Here is an 18,194-nt window from a genome sequence, read left to right on the forward strand (position 1 = left end):
TTTTATCTTATTGACAGTAATCGACATCTCCTGGTTTACATAATTTACTTAATGGGTACTTGATTGTAAAAGTTCAGCCAATGGGGTGGGGAGAAAATGAGGGGTTTATTGTTAAAAATGTTGTTAGGGTGTTCGTTTAGTATCGTTCTGTTTTTTCCTAGTATAGCTCTTAGTAGTTCAGGAGAACAAACAGAAACAGATAGAGTAATAGTAGAAGTAACCGATAAAGAAGGAAATAAAGAGATCGAGAGCATTGCTGTGGATGAAGTGCAGCCAAAATCATTCTTCACGATAGCCGCTTCATCGAAAGATGAGGTGAACGTGTTACAGCCAGATTATATTCGCACAATTGGTATGGTCCAAACAGCGGAGTATACCAAACCGTGGGGGGCAATGCGGGTTGGAACAGACTGGATAAAATCGCAGTTTGCTACGAACGCTGGAGAAGTGATTGTTGCAGTTATCGATACAGGTGTAGATTATACCCACTCCTTCTTGAAGGAGAGAATGGTAGCAGGTTATGATTTTGTAGATAATGACACAGATCCAATGGATGAGCATTTTCATGGGACGCATATAGCTGGAATAATAGCCGAATCAACTACAGCCAACGTCAAAATTATGCCAATTCGGGCGCTAAATGAAACTGGTAATGGCTATGATTCCAATATTGCTAAAAGTATCCATTACGCAGTAGATAATGGTGCATCCCTTGTGAACATGAGCTTTCAAGGGAATGAATATTCCGAGCATTTAGCAGCGGCAATTGACTACGCACTTTCTAACGATGTACTGGTGGTCGTATCATCTGGAAATAAAAGTGATGATACAGCAAATTATTATCCCGCCTCAGAAAAAAAAGTGCTGGTCGTTTCAGCAACTGACCAATCCGATAAAATAGCTGTCTTTAGTAACACCGGCGGGTCCATCGACATATCAGCACCTGGTGTCGGAATACTTTCAAGTATCCCTGGAGAAAAGTATGCAGCCTTACATGGCACATCCATGGCAGCACCTTACGTAAGTGGTGTAGCAGCTATGCTTCTTCTGGATGATCCTACTAGATCGATAGAAGAATTAGAAAAAATGTTAAAAACGTATGTTGACGATAAAGGTGCAGTAAACTGGGATCCGCTATTTGGAGAAGGTATCCTCAACGTCTCCAACTTTAATAAACATTCACTTATTACTAGCGCATTTAGTTCAAGCAATTATATTAATTTACCCGAACATATCAATGTCCCTTTAGATAAAACATGGACCATTTTGTTCAACCAAGTATTCTCTGACGACTCAACAGTTGCTGTTAAACTATATACAGAAAACTATGAAATCCCCATTCAACTCACACCAGATTTAAAAAATAAAAAAATCATTGTATCTCCAACGAAAAACTATCAAGCGAACACAGAATATCTATTAGACATTCAAATCAAGAACGGAAACAGATACTTGATGCGATTTAAAACAAAATAAACAATAATAAGCTAGTAGATACAAAGAATTTGTATATCTACTAGCCTATTTTTTGGGAGCATGTGGTTGTCTTTTGTAACCTTTTAGGTTGTACGTTGTTAATAATAGGAGTTTTCTTGTAGACTAAGAGATAAGGAGGGGAAGTAAATGAAGAAATTAATGTTGAGTTTAAGTTTTTTATTGGCATTTGGGTTAAGCTTTTCATCTATTGCTCAAGCAGCGGGGTTTCAGGATGTTAAGACAAGTCATCCATTCTATGAGCATATCAATTATTTACATGGCGAGGGAATTGTGAATGGTGTGGATGCCGATCATTATAAGCCGAGTAATTTTGTTACGAGAAGCCAAGCAGCATTAATGGTGGCTCGGGCTATGGACTTGGATTTAACTAGCAAAAAAACTATTTTTACAGATGTAGGTGCTGATCACCATGCATCTGGTGCTATTCAATCTGCAGCTGATGCGGGAATTATTAATGGTTATCCTGACGGGACTTTTAAACCAAATAATTTTGTAACAAGAGGTCAAATGGCGAGTTTTATAGCACGAGCATTTAAGATGAAGGGTGAGGCACTTCCTTTTGCGGATGTTCCTCTAAATTCATCCGCATATTCGGATATTCGAAAGGCAACTGCATTTGGGGTTGTTAGTGGATATGCTAATGGAGATTTTAAACCGAACGATTCCGTAACTCGTGCACATTTTGCTGGATTTTTGGCACGAGCGTTGAATGATGATTTACGTTTGACAGTGGATGCATGTGGGTACGATCCAGATTCCAAATCAAACCCAGATCGTCAAACGATGAACTGCTTGCTAACAACTTCAGCTAGAAATGCTGACGTGCCAATTCCAGCGGAGATCGTAAAGGCAGTGGCTTCCGTAGAAAGTAACGGATGGGTTCATTTCCTATCAAATGGTGAGCCAATTATTAGTAGTGACGGCGGTATTGGATTGATGCAAATCACGAATACAGCAGGATACGACTTGGAACGTATAAAATATGATTTAGCGTATAATATTGAGACTGCAATCGATATACTTGGAAAAAATTATAAGAGAAGTGATTTACCAAAAATCGAGAATGCTAGCCCAGAAGACTTAGAGAGTTGGTATTTTGCTATAATGGCCTACAATGGAACAAAAGCCGTGAATAGCCCGGTATACCAAGCAACTGGCGAAAGAAATACGAAAGCATACCAAGAGCGAGTATACCAAGCACTTGAGAATAATGGATTACTAGAAACTAATATTGACCTGCTAGACTTTAACAAAGAGGATTTCACTTATGGAGAGGAAACAAATAACTCCATCATATTTAATAAAAAGTCGTTTCCGTTAACTTCAAGTACACCAACTACTGAAGGATATGGAAAGGGAGACAAAGTAAAATATAATGGATCAGGTCTTCGCAAATCAGCAAGTACTCAGTCTCCACTTACAGCGACTAGTAAAGGTGCTGTAGTGACAATCATAGGTTCACCAGTATTTGATGAAAACAAAAGCTCCACTAATCAGTTTGTTTGGTATCCTGTCCAAACAGTAGCAAACGGCAAAAGTGTGAATGGGTATATCGCTTCACCATACATTGTAAAATAGCTAAAATTGTTGAACCGACTTTCTTCCGAGGGAAGTCGGTTTTTTTTATGTCATAAACTCCGCTAGCCGCCACATAAATCTACCTAACCACCACATAATTCTATCTAACTACCACATAAACTCCTCCAACAACCACATAAGTCCCCCGACTTAACCCTATTTTACAAGCACTTTTCCCTATTAACGCATTAACAGTTTTCAAAATTTACAAATTTGTTACACTATTTACTTTTGTTTTTGCTACAATTATATTGGTTTAATATTCCAAGAAGAGAAAGAAGGAAATAAGTTTATGTGGAAAAAGGTTTCAGCTTCGGCGCTAGCTTTGTCGCTTGCAGTTGGGGGATATGCTAATGTTGACCATGCTTCTGCGGCAAAAAGTCCAGATGTCACTCGTGGTGAGTATGTAAAAACGATGATCGATGCAATGGGTGTTGAATTAGGTACTGGTAAATCTGTGAAGTTTAATGATGTTCCAGAATCATTAAAGCCTTATATTGAGAAAGCTCTTGAGTTAAAACTTATTACTGGGAAGTCAGCTACTGTTTTTGCTCCTGATGAAAAACTTTCTCGTGAGCATGCATTTATTATTGCGACAAGAGCTATTGAGACGGATAAAACTTACTCAGAGAGTCTACTAAACAAATTTACAGATAAAAATAAAATCCGTGTATCTAATCGTAACGAAATTGCGAAGGCAGTTGGATTAGGTTTCTTAAATGGATACCCAGATAAAACCTTAAAACCTTCAAATATTGTTAGCAAACATGAGATGAATAATATTCTAAAACGCTTTTTGAAGGAATATAAAAATTCAAGTTCAACTGTTTCTCTAAGAATCTTAGGTACCTCGGACATTCATACGAATATCGTGAACTATGACTATTACAAAGATACAGAGTCTAATAGCTTAGGTCTTGCAAAAACTGCTACACTAATCAAAAATGCACGTTCAGAAAATAGTAATACTTTACTATTTGACAATGGTGATGCGATACAAGGTACACCACTTGGTTCTTATAAGCAATCAGTGGACAAGTTAGAAGACGGTGAAGAACATCCTTCAGTGACAGCAATGGAATTGCTAAAATATGATGGTGCTACATTCGGAAACCATGAATTTAACTATGGTTTAGATTATTTGGATGAAGTTACAGATGATGCGAATTTCCCGTATGTGAATGCGAATGTTCGTGATGGAGCAACTGGTAAATTAGTTTATGATCCATACGTTTTGATTGAAAAAGAAGTAGTTGATTCCAAAGGGAAGAAATCTACTATCAAAGTTGGTGTAACCGGTATTGTTCCACCGCAAATTCTGAAGTGGGACAAGTCTCATTTAGAAGGAAAAGTGAAGGTAGACGATTCCGTACAAGCTGTGGAGGCTATTGTACCAGAAATGAAGAAAGCTGGAGCAGATGTGATTGTAGTGCTTTCCCACTCGGGACTTGGCGATATGAAGCATGAGGTTGGCGAAGAAGATGTTACGTATTTGCTAACAAAGGTTAAAGGCGTAGATGCGATTGTTACTGGTCATGCACACCAAGTATTCCCTGGAAAAGTGGATGAGTCGTTAACGAATGTAGACGTGGAAAACGGTACGATTAACGGTGTTCCGGTTGTTATGCCAGGTAAATTTGGTAGCCACTTAGGTGTAATCGATTTAGATTTAGTAAAAAAAGGGAACGAATGGGAAGTAAAACAATCTAAAGCGGAGGTTCGCACAATTGCGAAAGATGCTACGGATGTGGATAAAACCATTGTCGATGCAGTAAAACAAGCACATGAAGGAACGATTAAATACGTACGCCAAGCAGTTGGAACAACAACAGCGGATATTCATAGCTACTTCTCACAAGTACAAGATGATCCATCTATCCAAATCGTAACAAATGCTCAAACTGAGTACGTAAAAGCAAAACTAAAAGGTACAGCAAATGAAAAATTACCAGTCCTTTCTGCAGGTGCACCATTTAAAGCTGGAACAAGAAGCGATCCTGAGTATTACACATATGTACCAAAAGGCGAGCTAGCTATTAAAAACGTAGCGGATTTATATTTATATGACAACACAGTAGCAATCGTTAAAGTTACTGGAGCAGATGTAAAAGAATGGTTAGAAATGTCTGCAGGTCAATTCAACCAAATCGTTGGAACGAAAACTGGCGAGCAACAGCTTATCAATACAGATTTCCGCTCATATAACTATGACGTAATCGACGGAGTAACTTACGAAATAGATGTTACAAAACCAGCGAAATACGATGCAGACGGAAATCTAGTAAATGAAGGTTCATCCCGTATTACGAACCTCCAATACGAGGGTAAACCAATCGATTTAAAACAAGAATTCATCGTAGCAACAAATAACTACCGTGCGAATGGAACATTCCCAGGAGTACGTAATGCGACAGCGATTGAAATCTATCCAGATGAAAACCGTCAAACAATTATCGACTACATTCTTGCAGAGAAAACAATCGATCCATCTGCTGACGGTAACTGGAAATTCGCAGCACTTCCGGCAAACTCAACAATCGTATTCGAATCCTCTAAACAAGCAGAAAAAGTAATCCCTGCTGATGGCCGCATCAAATATGTTGGTGAAGGTACAGACGGATTTGGTAAGTATTCTATTAAATAATATTTGTTTGTTGAAACCACCACTGCTTATTGGAGCAGTGGTGGTTTTTTTGTTGGGATAGATGAGTGGGGGTTATGTGGTGTTTAGCAAAGGGTATGTTGTAGATAGGCTATTTTATGTGTTAGATCAAGAGAGTTATGTGCTGGTTAGTGGCGTTTATGTGGTAAATAGACTGACTTATGTGGAATTCACCATTTTGACACTCTTTTATGTGGTGGAAGAAGGAGGAGTTGTCGTGTATGAAACAGAATATATCATTACAGAGAATTTTATTACTAGTTTATTAAATCTTAGTAACATTGCCTGTTATCAACAAATTTTGTATTACAATATAAAAAATTACATACTGAAAGATAGTAGGAGGAAGTTTCGTGATTACGACAGAATTAAATGAAGAATTTAAAAAAGTATTAGAATATGGTTATACATTAGGAAACGAAAATAAAACAATTAAAGAAAGCGAGTTCATCGATGAGTTATCAGCTCAATTGAAAGTCTTAATGGACAATACAAAAAAAGAATAGATCAACCTGCCGCCCTTTTCAAATGCTTGAAGTATATCTAGTGGGTGGGACAAACTGTGCAGCAATGACTTTATAAAAAAGGCATCCAATATAGGATGCCTTTATATAATCTAAACAAAGTCAATCATAGCGCTTCAATAAAAGGGAGCATTTTATGCGCTAGTTTTTCATGACCAGCATCATTAAGATGAATCCCATCTGTCATATAACGCTCTTTGTACCAAGTTAACCAAGGATATTGGTTAGCCTGATGATAAAGGTCCAAACAAGGAATTCCATATTTTGCTGTAACCTCAAGCTCTGCTTTTACCATGGCTTCGAGCTTAGCATTAGTTGGTTGTCCTACGTCTCGTCTAAATTGAGTAAATGTTGCAATCGTAGCATTGGGGAACATATTAATGGTTGTGCTAATTGTGTAGTCTAAAGCCCCGTAAAACGTTGCTACAGGATTGGTGTCACCAAAGGAACCAAGTATAAAGGGTTTCTCGGTTTCGGCATAGTCGTTACCTCCCCCTAGGAAGGTGATTAAATCTGTATCTTTATCAATTTCATCTAACCTTAAGTAAAATGCTTCAAAGCCCTCTTTCCATGTATTGAACCACCCAGAGCCACTTTTCCCGAGATTTTGCACTTTGAATCCGAACTTTTCCGCTATATAGCCGTGGTACTTTTTTTGTCCCGCCCAGTTGAGCTCCGTATTGCTGTCACCTATTACTGTCCATTTTTTATTGTCCCATCTGCTGTTCATGTTCATACATAACCCCCTCTAACATTTATCTATTCCAGTTTCTCAACAGCTATGCCTCTAGACTTAAGTAAATCAGCGTAAAACGGATCTTTTCCTAAACAATATATGCGGTCACAAAAAGAGGTAATTTCGTTCATATCATGAGACGTATAAATGATCATTTTTCCTTCATGTTTTGCTAAATTTACTAAGTAATTTCCTATTTCTTCTTTGGATTTCATATCTATTCCTACAGTTGGTTCGTCTAGTAGGATTAATATGGGATCGTGAATAAGACTGATTGCTAGATTTAGTTTTCTTTTCATTCCACCGGATAAGGAATCCACAGGTTCATCCCATTTGTTTAGTTGCATATCGAGACAAAGCTGCTTGCATTCTTCTAGTGACCTTCTTTTCCATGACAGCTTTTCGAAGAACAAAAAGTTTTCTCCCACAGTGAATTCCTCCCATAAGGAGATTTCCTGAGGGACATATCCTATTAGCTTACGGATGCTTTTAATATCTTTTGAATATGATTTACTTTCTAATTCAATACTGCCGTTGGATTGAGGTAGTACCGTTGCTAAAATTTCTAGCAGTGTAGATTTACCAGCTCCATTTTCTCCGACTAAGCCCACAACCTCACCTGGGTTTACTAGAAGATTTACATCGTTTAATATTTTATTTTTATGATAGCTTTTTTGCAGGGAACTTACTTGCAGCACGCTGACTACCTCCTTTAACTATTGAAATAACAATAATGGCAGCTAAAAATCCATAAGCGATTTCACCATGTAACAATGAATAAACAGGACTGAAAGACTCTACCCATGGCCATCTACTAATAATAGAATCAATCGGGATAAATGCACCCCCACATATCGTTAGGATAAGAGAGATTGCAATGGCACAAATATAATAGAAGAAACTATTAGTGAAATTTTTAGCGAGTAGAGCAGCTAAAATATTTATCGTTACTCTAAAGCCAAGTAGTGCAATGAACAGCCGAGCACTTGGAGATGCTAAATCTAATATGTGGAGAACATATATAGTAACTACATCCATTACAAATAGTAAAACCGTATAGAACAATAAATTCCAGTAAATATAACTATTTAATGATATTTTCGTAAAGGTCCAACGTACTTTTATTAATTTGCTATTTGCTTTTACGACCCAATCAAACAGAAATAATGTAGCGATGATTTGGAAGAAAGCCCAAATACCCCAAACAGATAGAAGCGAGGTGCTTTCACTTCCTGTTTCTGTTGGTGTCCATTGGAACGAAAAGCTTGTCGAAATTAGCTGTTTTTTTTCCTGTTTTTCTTTACTCGTTTTGAAAATTTCTTCTCGGTCCCATTCTTCACGGGAGCCATACTTTTCGTATAAATTTTTTATTTCTGTAGCCGCTTTCGTACGAGTTGCTTCTTCCTGAACGTAGGAGCTAATCGTTTCTACAACAGCAAAGTAAGCAAAGGATCTATTTGATGAATATGCCTCTAGTAACTGAGACCGACGATTATTTAGAATATCTTCCTCGTATCCATCCTTAATGACAAATACACTATCGAGCTCATGTTTTTCTAATAGATCTGTAGCTTCTGGAAGGTCTAGTATGTTTACCAGTAGGTAATCTGTATCCATAATTCTTTTAACTAGATTATCTGAAAGAGTAGTGTTTTCCTCTATTACTAAACCAATTGGAACCTTGGATTCATCCCCTAATTTATTTAACGTACTGAACGTTAATACAGTTAAAAGGAGTGGTAGCAAGAGCCATGTTAGTAAAACCTTCCATTCTTTATGCATTCGCATCATTTGTATTCCTAGAATAGCTTTCATCATTTCCACCTATCCTTCCACCGGGTTGAGATCCACAGAAGGAATAGACCCACTAAGACCTGAGTTGCTAACGATGTAAAGCTTGCATAGTTTCGTCCAACTAACACAATTTCTACAATCCACTGGAAGCTCTCATACGAGAAGAAAAATGGCAATGCATTCTTGATGAATAAAGGAAAATAAATCGTAGGAATTAATGCTCCACTTGAAACGATCCATATTAAAACAAAGAAAAATTGAAGTAGCAGCACTACTTTGTTAGATGAAATCCATAAATCTATGAGAGCTAAACCTATTAATAGAAGTAATCCATATAAAAGGACGAACAGGAACAGCCGGAAATAATCTAACATAAATAACTCTACTGTGAAGTATTTGCTAATTGGGATAAAAGAAATAGTAGCAAATACAATACTTACTAGCAGAGAAACAAATATTTGTGAAACAGTCGTATGCCAATGGGTCACTCCAAGTAGCTTCCACCGATTTCGCATAGCAGCATGCGTATCTTTCCTTAACAATGAATAGCTGCCAAATAACCAAATAGAAAATGCACTAAACCAACCAGCTACTACATAATAATTAGTGGGGGAGGTAGTTGTAATGTTCGTAACTTCTTCTTCATCTAGAATTTGTCCGCTTCCTAATGTATATAAAGTAAATTCGATGAATGTATCAAATAAAAGCTTTTCTAAATCCTCTTCAGGAATATATGTATTACCAGCATAATCATACACAGTTAAAATATTTGCTTGAGCAGAGGAGATGTAACGCGTCATACTTTCTGCTAATTCTTTTACGATGAAGCTATCAACTGTTTTGGAGGGGTTACCTATAATCGAAAGAGAAACAGATTTTCCTTTATAGAGCTTTTTAGTGAAACCTTCAGGAAACAGGATATAAGCACTTATTTTATTGTTTTCTATTTGTTCATTGGCAGCATCTTTAGAGATAGAAAAAATGTCAATGCCTTCCTCTTTATCAATGGAAAGGGACATAAATTCTAGTAGCATTTTCGTTTCTTCTGTTTGATCTTCATCTACAAAAGCAACCGAAATAGGTGCTTTAGCTGTTGGAACTAATAAAGAGGCGACAATTCCTAGTGTGGAAGTTAATAAAAAAATAGGAAAAAGAAAAAGCAGAAGAAGCGATTTCCACTTCTTCTGAATACTTTTTCCATATTGAGTCGTAAAGAAAGCAATCTTTTTCAGTTGGATCAAGATGCATTCACTCATTTCTTTATGATTTAATATAATTCTTGTTCGAATTGTTGCATGATGTTCATTCCCCAGCTTTGCATTTCAGGGTAAATGTCTTCGGTTAACAATTGTTGTAGTGAATTAGAATCCATCGTTCCGATATTGACCATTTTCTCAGAGTCTGTTGGTAGATTTACTTTTTTAATGATCTTGCTTTCTTGACTAACTTTTACAACTGCATTTGAACTTTCATCTATTGCAATAACAAATTCATGGTCTGCTTGCATAGAGTCTTTTTTGTAGTTTGATTTCCCATTCCATAAAAACTCCATAGGCTGGTATTCATCTTCAAATATAAATTTACGTTCGAATGTTCTATCATCACCTGATAGTTTTTCTTCTCCGTTATAAACAAGGCCAACCTTGTTATTGTCTAAAAATGAGATTTCATCCTTATAAGTACCATCTTTTGATGTAGTAAGGTCACCTGTAAAGTGTAATGTATCGTTATCCATACTAATAGTATATTCCCAGTTTTGTGCGGAATCCTCTAGTAATTGTGTACCGGCAATTTCTAATTTACCTAAGTCGGCAATTTCCATTTTGATATCTCTTTTCACGATTAAATCGGCATCATGCCAGATAGTAGATTTTATACCATCAGGTAGGTCAATTTCGTCTACTGAGCTTATTAAGTCATCCATTACTTCATCAAATTCAAATGTTGTGTCTGGAGTACCAACGGCAGTAAACTGTTCAAACGAGCTTTCCAAGTAATCCGCCACAATTTTTTTAAATTTTGGATCTTTCTTAGCTTTTTGAAGTACATCAGTTAAAATTTTCTTCACTTCAGCTTCTGTAAGTGTCATGGAAATTTTTTCTGCATTAATAGATTTCCCGTTTACATCAATTTTTTCATCCGAAGTGGTAAATGACTCTTCTGGCAATGATTCATATAAATACATCATGTATTCTTCTTTTAAATATTCAATATTTTCTTCAGATAAAATATTATTTTTCCCAAGGAAATTCTCTAAGCCAAGCTTTTCGCTACCTGTATAACTAGGATCTATTGCACGCATTAAGTTTCCGTAATCTTTATCCTTCAATTGAAGTAATTGATCATAAAAAGGAAGACCTAAAATGATTTCTTCCGATGTGATATAGCCTTTAATAGGGTCAACATCCACCCCAAGAATCGTTGCATTGATCTCCGCCTCTACCTCTTGCTTATTTGGATCACTTGCTATTCGTAATGCAACATTAGAGTTATTGACTACTTGTTCTATTTCGGGATTAGTATCACCTTGATATTCACCTGAAAAATCATATGTGCTATCGAGAACTTTAGTTGTTCCAAATTTTGCCCATTCAGTCTCATTTTCATAGCGTGTTTCGACAAGTTTTTGGATATGTTGAATAGTCTTAACCTCCGAATAAAAATATTGTTCTTTAGGTGATTTGTCTAGTAGAAAAAAGGCAGATGCCCCTCCAGCTACAACAAAAAAAGAAATAATAGCAATAATCCATGTTTTTTTCTTCATAAAATCTTCCTTTCAATTCCATATTTGATAGCAACTAACTTTTTTACTTTATTTTACATTATATCTATCTATAAATAATTATAGCAGATAAATAAATTCAGAGGACTTTTATTCTATAAAAAAATATAAAAAATTGGTAATTTCTATTTTTTCCGACAAAAATCTTGTATAAGTTGATGAATTACATATAAAAATACGATGAATTAAAAAATAGGTTGATTTTTCTGTCTATTTAATTTACATTTGTTATTAAATACATGTTATATACATGTATAGAAACTAACTGTAATGGAGGAGGTTTGTATAATCTATCGGAAAGAGCTCTTCAATCTACTATTCAAGGAGGAAGAAAATGAAGATTTTTTTAAATTTTGTTTTTCTATTAAGTTTGGTTTTAATAGTGACCCTCTCATTTCCTAGTATGCATTCAGTTTCAGCGGAAGGTTTGGTTATACAGAATCCCGGCTTTGAGGATTCTACAGGCGGTGGGGGAATACCAGGTTGGACACAGAACTTTGGCACTTCCAGCATTACGACTGTAGAAAGTGAATTTTATACGGGTACGAAAAGTTTAGAAATTAAAGATACAAGTAAAAATGAAAACCTTGGTTTAATAAGTGATACAGTTCCCGTTACACCTGGTAGAGAATATACCGCTTCTGCAAAAATCAAAACGGGTTCGAATGGATCTGGAGAAATATACATCCGTTTTTTTGACCAGGAGGGTGTATATATTACTGGTTTTAATAAGTCATTAAGTGGAGCAACTTCATGGTCAGATATAAGTATCACGGCTATTGCGCCTGAAACAGCAGCATCGACAGCTATATTGTTTTATTCAGGTAAAGCAAATATAGGAACCTTCTATTTTGATGATGCTAGTTTAATGGAGGTAAAGCCTATAAACCCAATTGAAGAAGTTGCCGAGGATTTAGGGATACAAGTTACGAAGACAACCGTCATGTTGGGGGATATTGGGAAAGACTCTCAGGGAAATGATGTTTTGTACACAGTTGTGGCGGGCATCCCTTCTAAATTTGCTATTGTGGATGTTGCTACTGAAAAGTTAATAAAAAGCTATACGTTAGAGGATACGTCTGGGGCGTGGGGTATAAAGGTTGCTTCAGATGGTTCTGTTTATTTGGGTGCATATAATAAGGGTTTTCTTTATCGTTATTTACCTCAAACCGATGAATTAATCAATCTTGGGCATCCGGTTAAAGATACAGATGCTGTGCTTTATCCATTTGCTACAGCAAGTGATGGAAAAATTTATGGAGGTACCTATGGATCAGGAAGTGTTTATGAATATGATCCTGCCACTGAAAAGTTTACGGATTTCGGTAGGATGGCTGAAGGACAGTCATGGGTTAGAAGTGTTGCATTAGATGAAGAAAATCAAAAAGTCTATGCTGGTGTTGGTAGTCAAGCACATTTAATAGAGTATGATATTACTTCTGGTGAAAAGAGAAATGTGCTTCCTGCACAATATTCGGATATTATTTCTGTCTATGACATGAATTTTATAGACGGAAAATTATTTGCACAAAAAGAATCGAAATATGAAATGTTTATTTATGATACGAAAACTGGAAATTTGGTAGAGGCTACGAACGGTGATACAGGTGAGAAGACATATGATATTCCTGAATCATCAAGAGGGATATCGGAAAAATCTCCTGTTGCCAATAAAATTTACTATACTCATATGGGAATATTACATGAGTATAACTTGGATACGAATACCTTCCAATCACTAAATGTAGATCTAAAAGGAAGCGCTATTAGTTATAAATTCATCCAATTAAATGAGGAAGAATTTCCAGGCTATACACTTGTAGGTCTTTCTGGTAATGGTGGTCAGCTTTACAAATATAACTTAGTAAATGGAAACCTTACGTTAACAAATTTAGATTTACCTTCTGAGTCTGTTTTAATTCATGAATTAGCGAAAGGACCAGATGGGAAAATATATAGTACCGGTTATCTACCTGGTAATATGAGTGCATTTATCCCTACTTCACATGAAAATATTCGATTTGATGGTATTGGGCAAAGTGAGGGAATAGCTAATTTAAACAATAAAATGTATTTAGGAATTTATCCTAATGCCAAAATGTATGAATATGATCCATTTAAAGCATGGAATCGAACGGATTCAAATAATTTAAATCCTGATCTATTATTCAGCTTGGAAAAAAATGATAGCATCCCAGGTTATACACAGCAAGATAGACCATTCGCGATGCTTGGAGTGGATGATTATAACAAGTTGTTCATAGGAACAGTACCGAAAAACGGGAATTTAGGTGGCGCATTTACAATATATGAACCAGGAACAGAAAATGAGCCGGAAATTTATTGGAATTTAATGAAAGACCAAAGTATTGTTTCTTTAGCCTATGCAAATGGAAAGGTATACGGCGGAACTACTGTAGCTGGAGGGCAAGGTTCTACACCTACAACAACGGAAGCTAAATTATTTGTATGGGATATTGAGAAACAAGAAAAATCCTTTGAAATGGTCCCAGTAACAGGGAAAAGAGCATTAACTGCACTTGTACCTGGCCCAGACGGAAACATTTGGGGGATGTCAGATGGTACATTGTTTGCATTTGACCCTGCTACAAATAACGTAATTCATAGCAAGGAAATAGACCCTAAAGCGTCAAGTAGCTGGAGGAATGCTTCTCTTGAAATTGGGACTGATGGGAACATTTACGGGATAATTGGTAATAAGTTTTTCAAGTTTGATGTAGCTAGTAACGAGCATGAATTCCTTGCAAGTGGTGTAGAACATTTAGCCCAAGATGATTACGGAGCCTTCTATTTATCAAAAGGTATCAACTTATATAAATACGAGGATAGTAGTTTGCTTCAAACTATTAAGAGTGCTGAGCTGTCAGTTGATGAACAACGTCTTACAGTTGGAGACACTACGCAGCTTCATCTTAAAGCTATTTTAGAGAATAATAGAAGCACCTATGAGCTAGCAGGAAGTACTATTGAATATACAGTTAGTAATTCAAAGATGGTTTCTATAAACAATGGAGTTTTGACGGCACAAAAAAGTGGAAGAGCAAATATTACAGTGAACGTTACATTAAATGGGGTAACTGTTCAAAGTAATACGGTGTCCATCTGGATCAATAATAAGGGTGGAAACAATAAGTAAAATACTTTAAAAATAAAACAGTTCACTATTATTGTTTTTATTGAATCAATTTCATAAAAGAGAACTGAGTTGTGAAATCCGAACAAGTTGATTTCCACTCCAGGCGGACGCTTTCCGTGGGCACGGCTTCAATCTCCTCGGGCCAACAGGATGTTGGTTACGAAGGCGTTGCGATCGCGTGGTGGCGGGCTTAGCCTTTGTCCCTCTTAAACGTTCTTGCGGGGCTGTCAGCTCGTGCACCTGTCGCTTCACTTTCGGTGCAGAAAACATTTGCTGTTCCCACTGGAGTCGTCGCCTTGCGCTTCAATCAACAAAATCCACATAATATAAACCGATAATTGAATGACAAATAATATAATTGTTCGGTTTTATTATTGAAATAGTAATAATGATTTCGGTTATATTATTTAAAATTTCAAACAATTCGTTGCTTATTATATGAAACTATAATATGATTTAAGAAAACAGTTTAGATACATGTAAAATACATGTATCTAAACTACTTCATAGAGGTGCTGAGAACATGAAAGTAGCGAAAATTGGAATTCTTTTTGATGACAAAGAGGCGGAGTTAAATTGGTTAGAAGGACAGAATATTTTTGGAAGCTATTTATTTGAAATTCTTGATCATCTAAGGCTTCCGTATAAAAAAGTAAAAGTGATGGATGAGTATGATTCATTTGATGTACTAATCGTCAGTCATTCAAGTGATAGTGAAGAGGCGAGCACCAAAATATTAGCATATGCAAACGCTGGAGGGACAGTGATTTCCTACGGTGGATTGAACGCTATTCAAAGCAAATTAGGTTTTTCCAATATGTTTGTGCCTCAAAAGGGATATGCGGATTTATCTGCCTTCTTAAACCACCAGACACCTTTACGTTTTCTATGTGCTGAGCCTTGGACGCAGAAAAACGATGTAGACGTAACGGAATTGGGTTCCGTAGCTGATGAGGCAAAAACATGGCAAGGAGCATCGGCATTACAACAGATTAAATATGGTTCTGGAACAATTGAACGCTGGTCTATTGGGATTCCTCAAACGATAGTTGGGCTGCAACAGGGAACGAAGCCTGTTGTGGAGGATGGAGCACCAGCTCCGGATGGTTCGGCAAATTTAGATGAGGGAATTTTAAAGGCGGAGGACGGTTTTGAACTGGATTGGGTTTTGGATAGGGCATATACAGAGACAGGAATGCCATATTTCCCACATCCATATGCTGACTTATGGAAAGAAGTAATAATGGAACATCTTTTAAAAATAGTGCTAGACAAAGGCTTAACTCTTCCATTCTTAGATTATTGGCCAGCTGACGTACAACATGTTGCGATGATTTCCCATGACAGTGATTTAAATGTGGATGAATCAGCGCAAATCACTTTAGAAACTTTGAAGGTGGAAAATGTTCAGACTACCTGGTGCATGATTGCGCCCGGTTACAGTACCTCGATATATGACCAGATAAAAAAGGATGGTCATGAAATTGCCCTCCATTATAATGCACTAGAACAGGATGAGGGAGTTTGGTCCGAGGAAGCTTTTCAAACGCAATTAGCATGGGTAGAAAAAGCGACGAATACAGACCATACTATATCTAATAAAAATCACTATACTCGTTTTGAGGGTTGGGGAGAGTTATACACTTGGTGTGAAAACAATGGAATACAAGTGGATCAGTCGAGAGGTCCAAGTAAAAAAGGGAATATTGGTTTTTTATTTGGCACATGTCACCCCTATTTCCCGATTGCTTGGGCAGATGAAAAAAATAGATTATATGACGTTTTAGAAATTGGTTTCTTAACTCAGGATTTAAATCACAATACATTATCAGATGTGAGTGTCATTCAGCCGTTCTTAGATGGAGTGAAGCGCGTGAATGGAGTAGCGCATTTTCTGTTCCATCAATACCATATTTACCACCAACCAAAAGTAAGAGAAGCCATTGTTCAGTTAATAACGACTGCTAAAGGTCAGGGGTTTACCTTCTGGACTAGTAAACAAATCAATGATTGGGAACGCGCACGTCGTAGGGTAACAATTGATGGTATTAGTTATTCTGGAACTATAAAGTTAACTGCCCTGGATGAAGAGAGTGATTTTGTGATACTAATTCCAGTTGCCGAAAACGATGCAGACGATGCAATAGTCAAGAGATTTGGTATTAGCTGTAAGGAAGTTAAAATGAAAAGATCCTAATATGGGGGACTTAAAATGGGAGAAAATCTACTAGCAATAAATGGCGGCACTAAGGTGAAAACGACCGCTTTTGGCACAGGACAACGCTTTGGATTAGAAGAGGCAAAAGAATTATTAGAGGCCATTGAGCAAAATACATTATTCTATCACTTTGGCAATAAAGTAAAGCAGTTTTTACAGGATTTTAATGATCTTTATAAGGTTAAATATAGTGTTGCTACTTCGTCTGGGACTGCAGCACTACATGTCGCACTTGGAGCAGCTGGTGTTACGGTTGGAGATGAAGTTATTACAAGTCCTATTACAGACCAAGGGACAGTGGTAGGAATTCTCTATCAAAATGCTATTCCAATTTTTGCTGATTTGGATCCCCATAGTTATACGTTAACTGCTAAATCAATCGAAGAAAAAATTACCGCTAAGACGAAGGCAATAATCGTTGTTCATCTAGCGGGTAATCCTTGCGATATGGATCCAATTATGGAACTTGCAAAAAAATATAACCTTAAGGTTATAGAGGATTGTGCTCAAAGTTATTTAACGACTTACAAAGGACGACTAACGGGGACAATTGGGGATTACGGTTGTTTTAGTACAAATGATTTTAAGCATATTTCTACTGGTGATGGAGGAATCGTGATCGTAAACTCAAGTGAAGAATCAGATTATTTTACTACTCATGCATTTGCAGATAAAAATTATCGAAGACAAGAAGAAGCAGTGGTGAAGGATTTAGAATACTTAGCGCCGAATTATCGTATGACAGAGCTACAGGGTGCCGTTGGGATTGCTCAGCTAAAAAAGCTTAACTGGATCTGTACAAGACGCAACGAGTTAGGGGAAAGATTAAGGCAAGGGCTCAGTACTATTAAAGGGATCAATCCGATGAAAATTACCGAAGAAGGCTGGTGTAGCTACTGGTTTTATATGCTCACCTTAAATTTGGAACAGTTTTCCTGTTCAAGAGAGGAATTATCGGAAGCTTTAGCAGCAGAAGGAATTCCAAACCAGCCTGGTTATATTCCGAAGGTGTTATATGCACAGCCACTATTTCAAAACAAACAGGCGTATATGAATAGCCATTATCCATTTGATCTTGGATCTTATGATTATTCTATAGGAAGCTGTCCGAACGCTGAGAATATTTTAGAAACGGCCATTCGATTAAATATAAATGAATTCTATACCGACCAAGATATAGAAGATATGATCGTCGCAATAGAAAAGGTTGCTTTCTATTATAGTAAATAAATTATTGTGGAAGGAG

The 18,194-nt window shown here is 36.8% G+C and carries 12 protein-coding genes; 7 read left to right on the forward strand and 5 right to left on the reverse strand.

Features of this window, described 5'->3' with window-relative positions; all coding sequences use genetic code 11:
- The first annotated feature begins 96 nt into the window (after positions 1–96).
- From KD050_RS15295 to KD050_RS15310, 4 genes are all read left to right on the forward strand, one after another.
- Positions 97–1,476, forward strand: coding sequence for a S8 family peptidase (locus KD050_RS15295; RefSeq protein WP_211893199.1), 1,380 nt, complete (start codon positions 97–99; stop codon positions 1,474–1,476).
- Between the two features lie 147 nt (positions 1,477–1,623).
- Positions 1,624–3,075, forward strand: coding sequence for an S-layer homology domain-containing protein (locus tag KD050_RS15300; protein WP_211893200.1), 1,452 nt, complete (start codon positions 1,624–1,626; stop codon positions 3,073–3,075).
- Positions 3,076–3,367: 292 nt separating this feature from the next.
- Positions 3,368–5,719 carry a bifunctional 2',3'-cyclic-nucleotide 2'-phosphodiesterase/3'-nucleotidase gene (locus KD050_RS15305; RefSeq protein WP_211893201.1) on the forward strand — a complete coding sequence of 784 codons (2,352 nt, stop codon included), beginning with the start codon at positions 3,368–3,370 and terminating at the stop codon, positions 5,717–5,719.
- A gap of 371 nt (positions 5,720–6,090) precedes the next feature.
- Positions 6,091–6,243: a YwzD family small protein gene (locus KD050_RS15310; RefSeq protein WP_211893202.1), complete on the forward strand. Its 153-nt coding sequence runs from the start codon at positions 6,091–6,093 to the stop codon at positions 6,241–6,243.
- Positions 6,244–6,367: 124 nt separating this feature from the next.
- Here KD050_RS15310 and KD050_RS15315 read toward each other — a convergent pair whose 3' ends face one another.
- Genes KD050_RS15315 through KD050_RS15335 form a run of 5 tightly spaced genes read right to left on the reverse strand, consistent with a single transcriptional unit; the run spans position 6,368 to position 11,555 of the window.
- Positions 6,368–6,997: an SGNH/GDSL hydrolase family protein gene (locus KD050_RS15315; RefSeq protein ID WP_211893203.1), complete on the reverse strand. Its 630-nt coding sequence runs from the start codon at positions 6,995–6,997 to the stop codon at positions 6,368–6,370.
- A 23-nt stretch (positions 6,998–7,020) separates the two neighbouring features.
- Entirely contained in the window at positions 7,021–7,695 is a 675-nt protein-coding gene (locus KD050_RS15320; RefSeq protein ID WP_211893204.1) for an ABC transporter ATP-binding protein, read from the reverse strand.
- Positions 7,658–8,812 carry an ABC transporter permease gene (locus KD050_RS15325; protein ID WP_211893205.1) on the reverse strand — a complete coding sequence of 385 codons (1,155 nt, stop codon included), beginning with the start codon at positions 8,810–8,812 and terminating at the stop codon, positions 7,658–7,660. Before KD050_RS15325 ends, KD050_RS15320 begins: the two co-directional genes overlap by 38 nt.
- Positions 8,812–10,032 (reverse strand): ABC transporter permease, encoded by a 1,221-nt coding sequence (locus KD050_RS15330; RefSeq protein WP_211893206.1) that lies wholly within the window; start codon positions 10,030–10,032, stop codon positions 8,812–8,814. Before KD050_RS15330 ends, KD050_RS15325 begins: the two co-directional genes overlap by 1 nt.
- Before the next feature lie 26 nt (positions 10,033–10,058).
- A complete protein-coding gene (locus tag KD050_RS15335; protein ID WP_211893207.1) occupies positions 10,059–11,555 on the reverse strand; it encodes a DUF6583 family protein in 1,497 nt (498 codons plus the stop codon).
- A 352-nt stretch (positions 11,556–11,907) separates the two neighbouring features.
- On the opposite strand from KD050_RS15335, the gene KD050_RS15340 reads away from it, so the two are divergent.
- From KD050_RS15340 to KD050_RS15350, 3 genes are all read left to right on the forward strand, one after another.
- Complete coding sequence (locus KD050_RS15340; RefSeq protein WP_211893208.1) at positions 11,908–14,730, forward strand: carbohydrate binding domain-containing protein; 2,823 nt, start codon at positions 11,908–11,910, stop codon at positions 14,728–14,730.
- Positions 14,731–15,253: 523 nt separating this feature from the next.
- Positions 15,254–16,927, forward strand: coding sequence for a polysaccharide deacetylase family protein (locus tag KD050_RS15345; RefSeq protein WP_211893209.1), 1,674 nt, complete (start codon positions 15,254–15,256; stop codon positions 16,925–16,927).
- 15 nt (positions 16,928–16,942) lie between these two features.
- Positions 16,943–18,178 (forward strand): DegT/DnrJ/EryC1/StrS family aminotransferase, encoded by a 1,236-nt coding sequence (locus tag KD050_RS15350; protein WP_211893210.1) that lies wholly within the window; start codon positions 16,943–16,945, stop codon positions 18,176–18,178.
- Positions 18,179–18,194 lie beyond the last annotated feature (16 nt).

This window comes from Psychrobacillus sp. INOP01, from assembly GCF_018140925.1.
In the GTDB taxonomy this organism is placed as follows: Bacteria; Bacillota; Bacilli; order Bacillales_A; family Planococcaceae; genus Psychrobacillus.

What these genes read in the sequence shown, in the direction of transcription:
- KD050_RS15340 (WP_211893208.1), top strand. Translation starts at nt 11,908, where the DNA reads ATGAAGATTTTTTTAAATTTTGTTTTTCTATTAAGTTTGGTTTTAATA.
- KD050_RS15335 (WP_211893207.1), bottom strand. Translation starts at nt 11,555, where the DNA reads ATGAAGAAAAAAACATGGATTATTGCTATTATTTCTTTTTTTGTTGTA.
- KD050_RS15295 (WP_211893199.1), top strand. Translation starts at nt 97, where the DNA reads ATGAGGGGTTTATTGTTAAAAATGTTGTTAGGGTGTTCGTTTAGTATC.
- KD050_RS15315 (WP_211893203.1), bottom strand. Translation starts at nt 6,997, where the DNA reads ATGAACATGAACAGCAGATGGGACAATAAAAAATGGACAGTAATAGGT.
- KD050_RS15350 (WP_211893210.1), top strand. Translation starts at nt 16,943, where the DNA reads ATGGGAGAAAATCTACTAGCAATAAATGGCGGCACTAAGGTGAAAACG.
- KD050_RS15305 (WP_211893201.1), top strand. Translation starts at nt 3,368, where the DNA reads ATGTGGAAAAAGGTTTCAGCTTCGGCGCTAGCTTTGTCGCTTGCAGTT.
- KD050_RS15345 (WP_211893209.1), top strand. Translation starts at nt 15,254, where the DNA reads ATGAAAGTAGCGAAAATTGGAATTCTTTTTGATGACAAAGAGGCGGAG.
- KD050_RS15300 (WP_211893200.1), top strand. Translation starts at nt 1,624, where the DNA reads ATGAAGAAATTAATGTTGAGTTTAAGTTTTTTATTGGCATTTGGGTTA.
- KD050_RS15325 (WP_211893205.1), bottom strand. Translation starts at nt 8,812, where the DNA reads ATGAAAGCTATTCTAGGAATACAAATGATGCGAATGCATAAAGAATGG.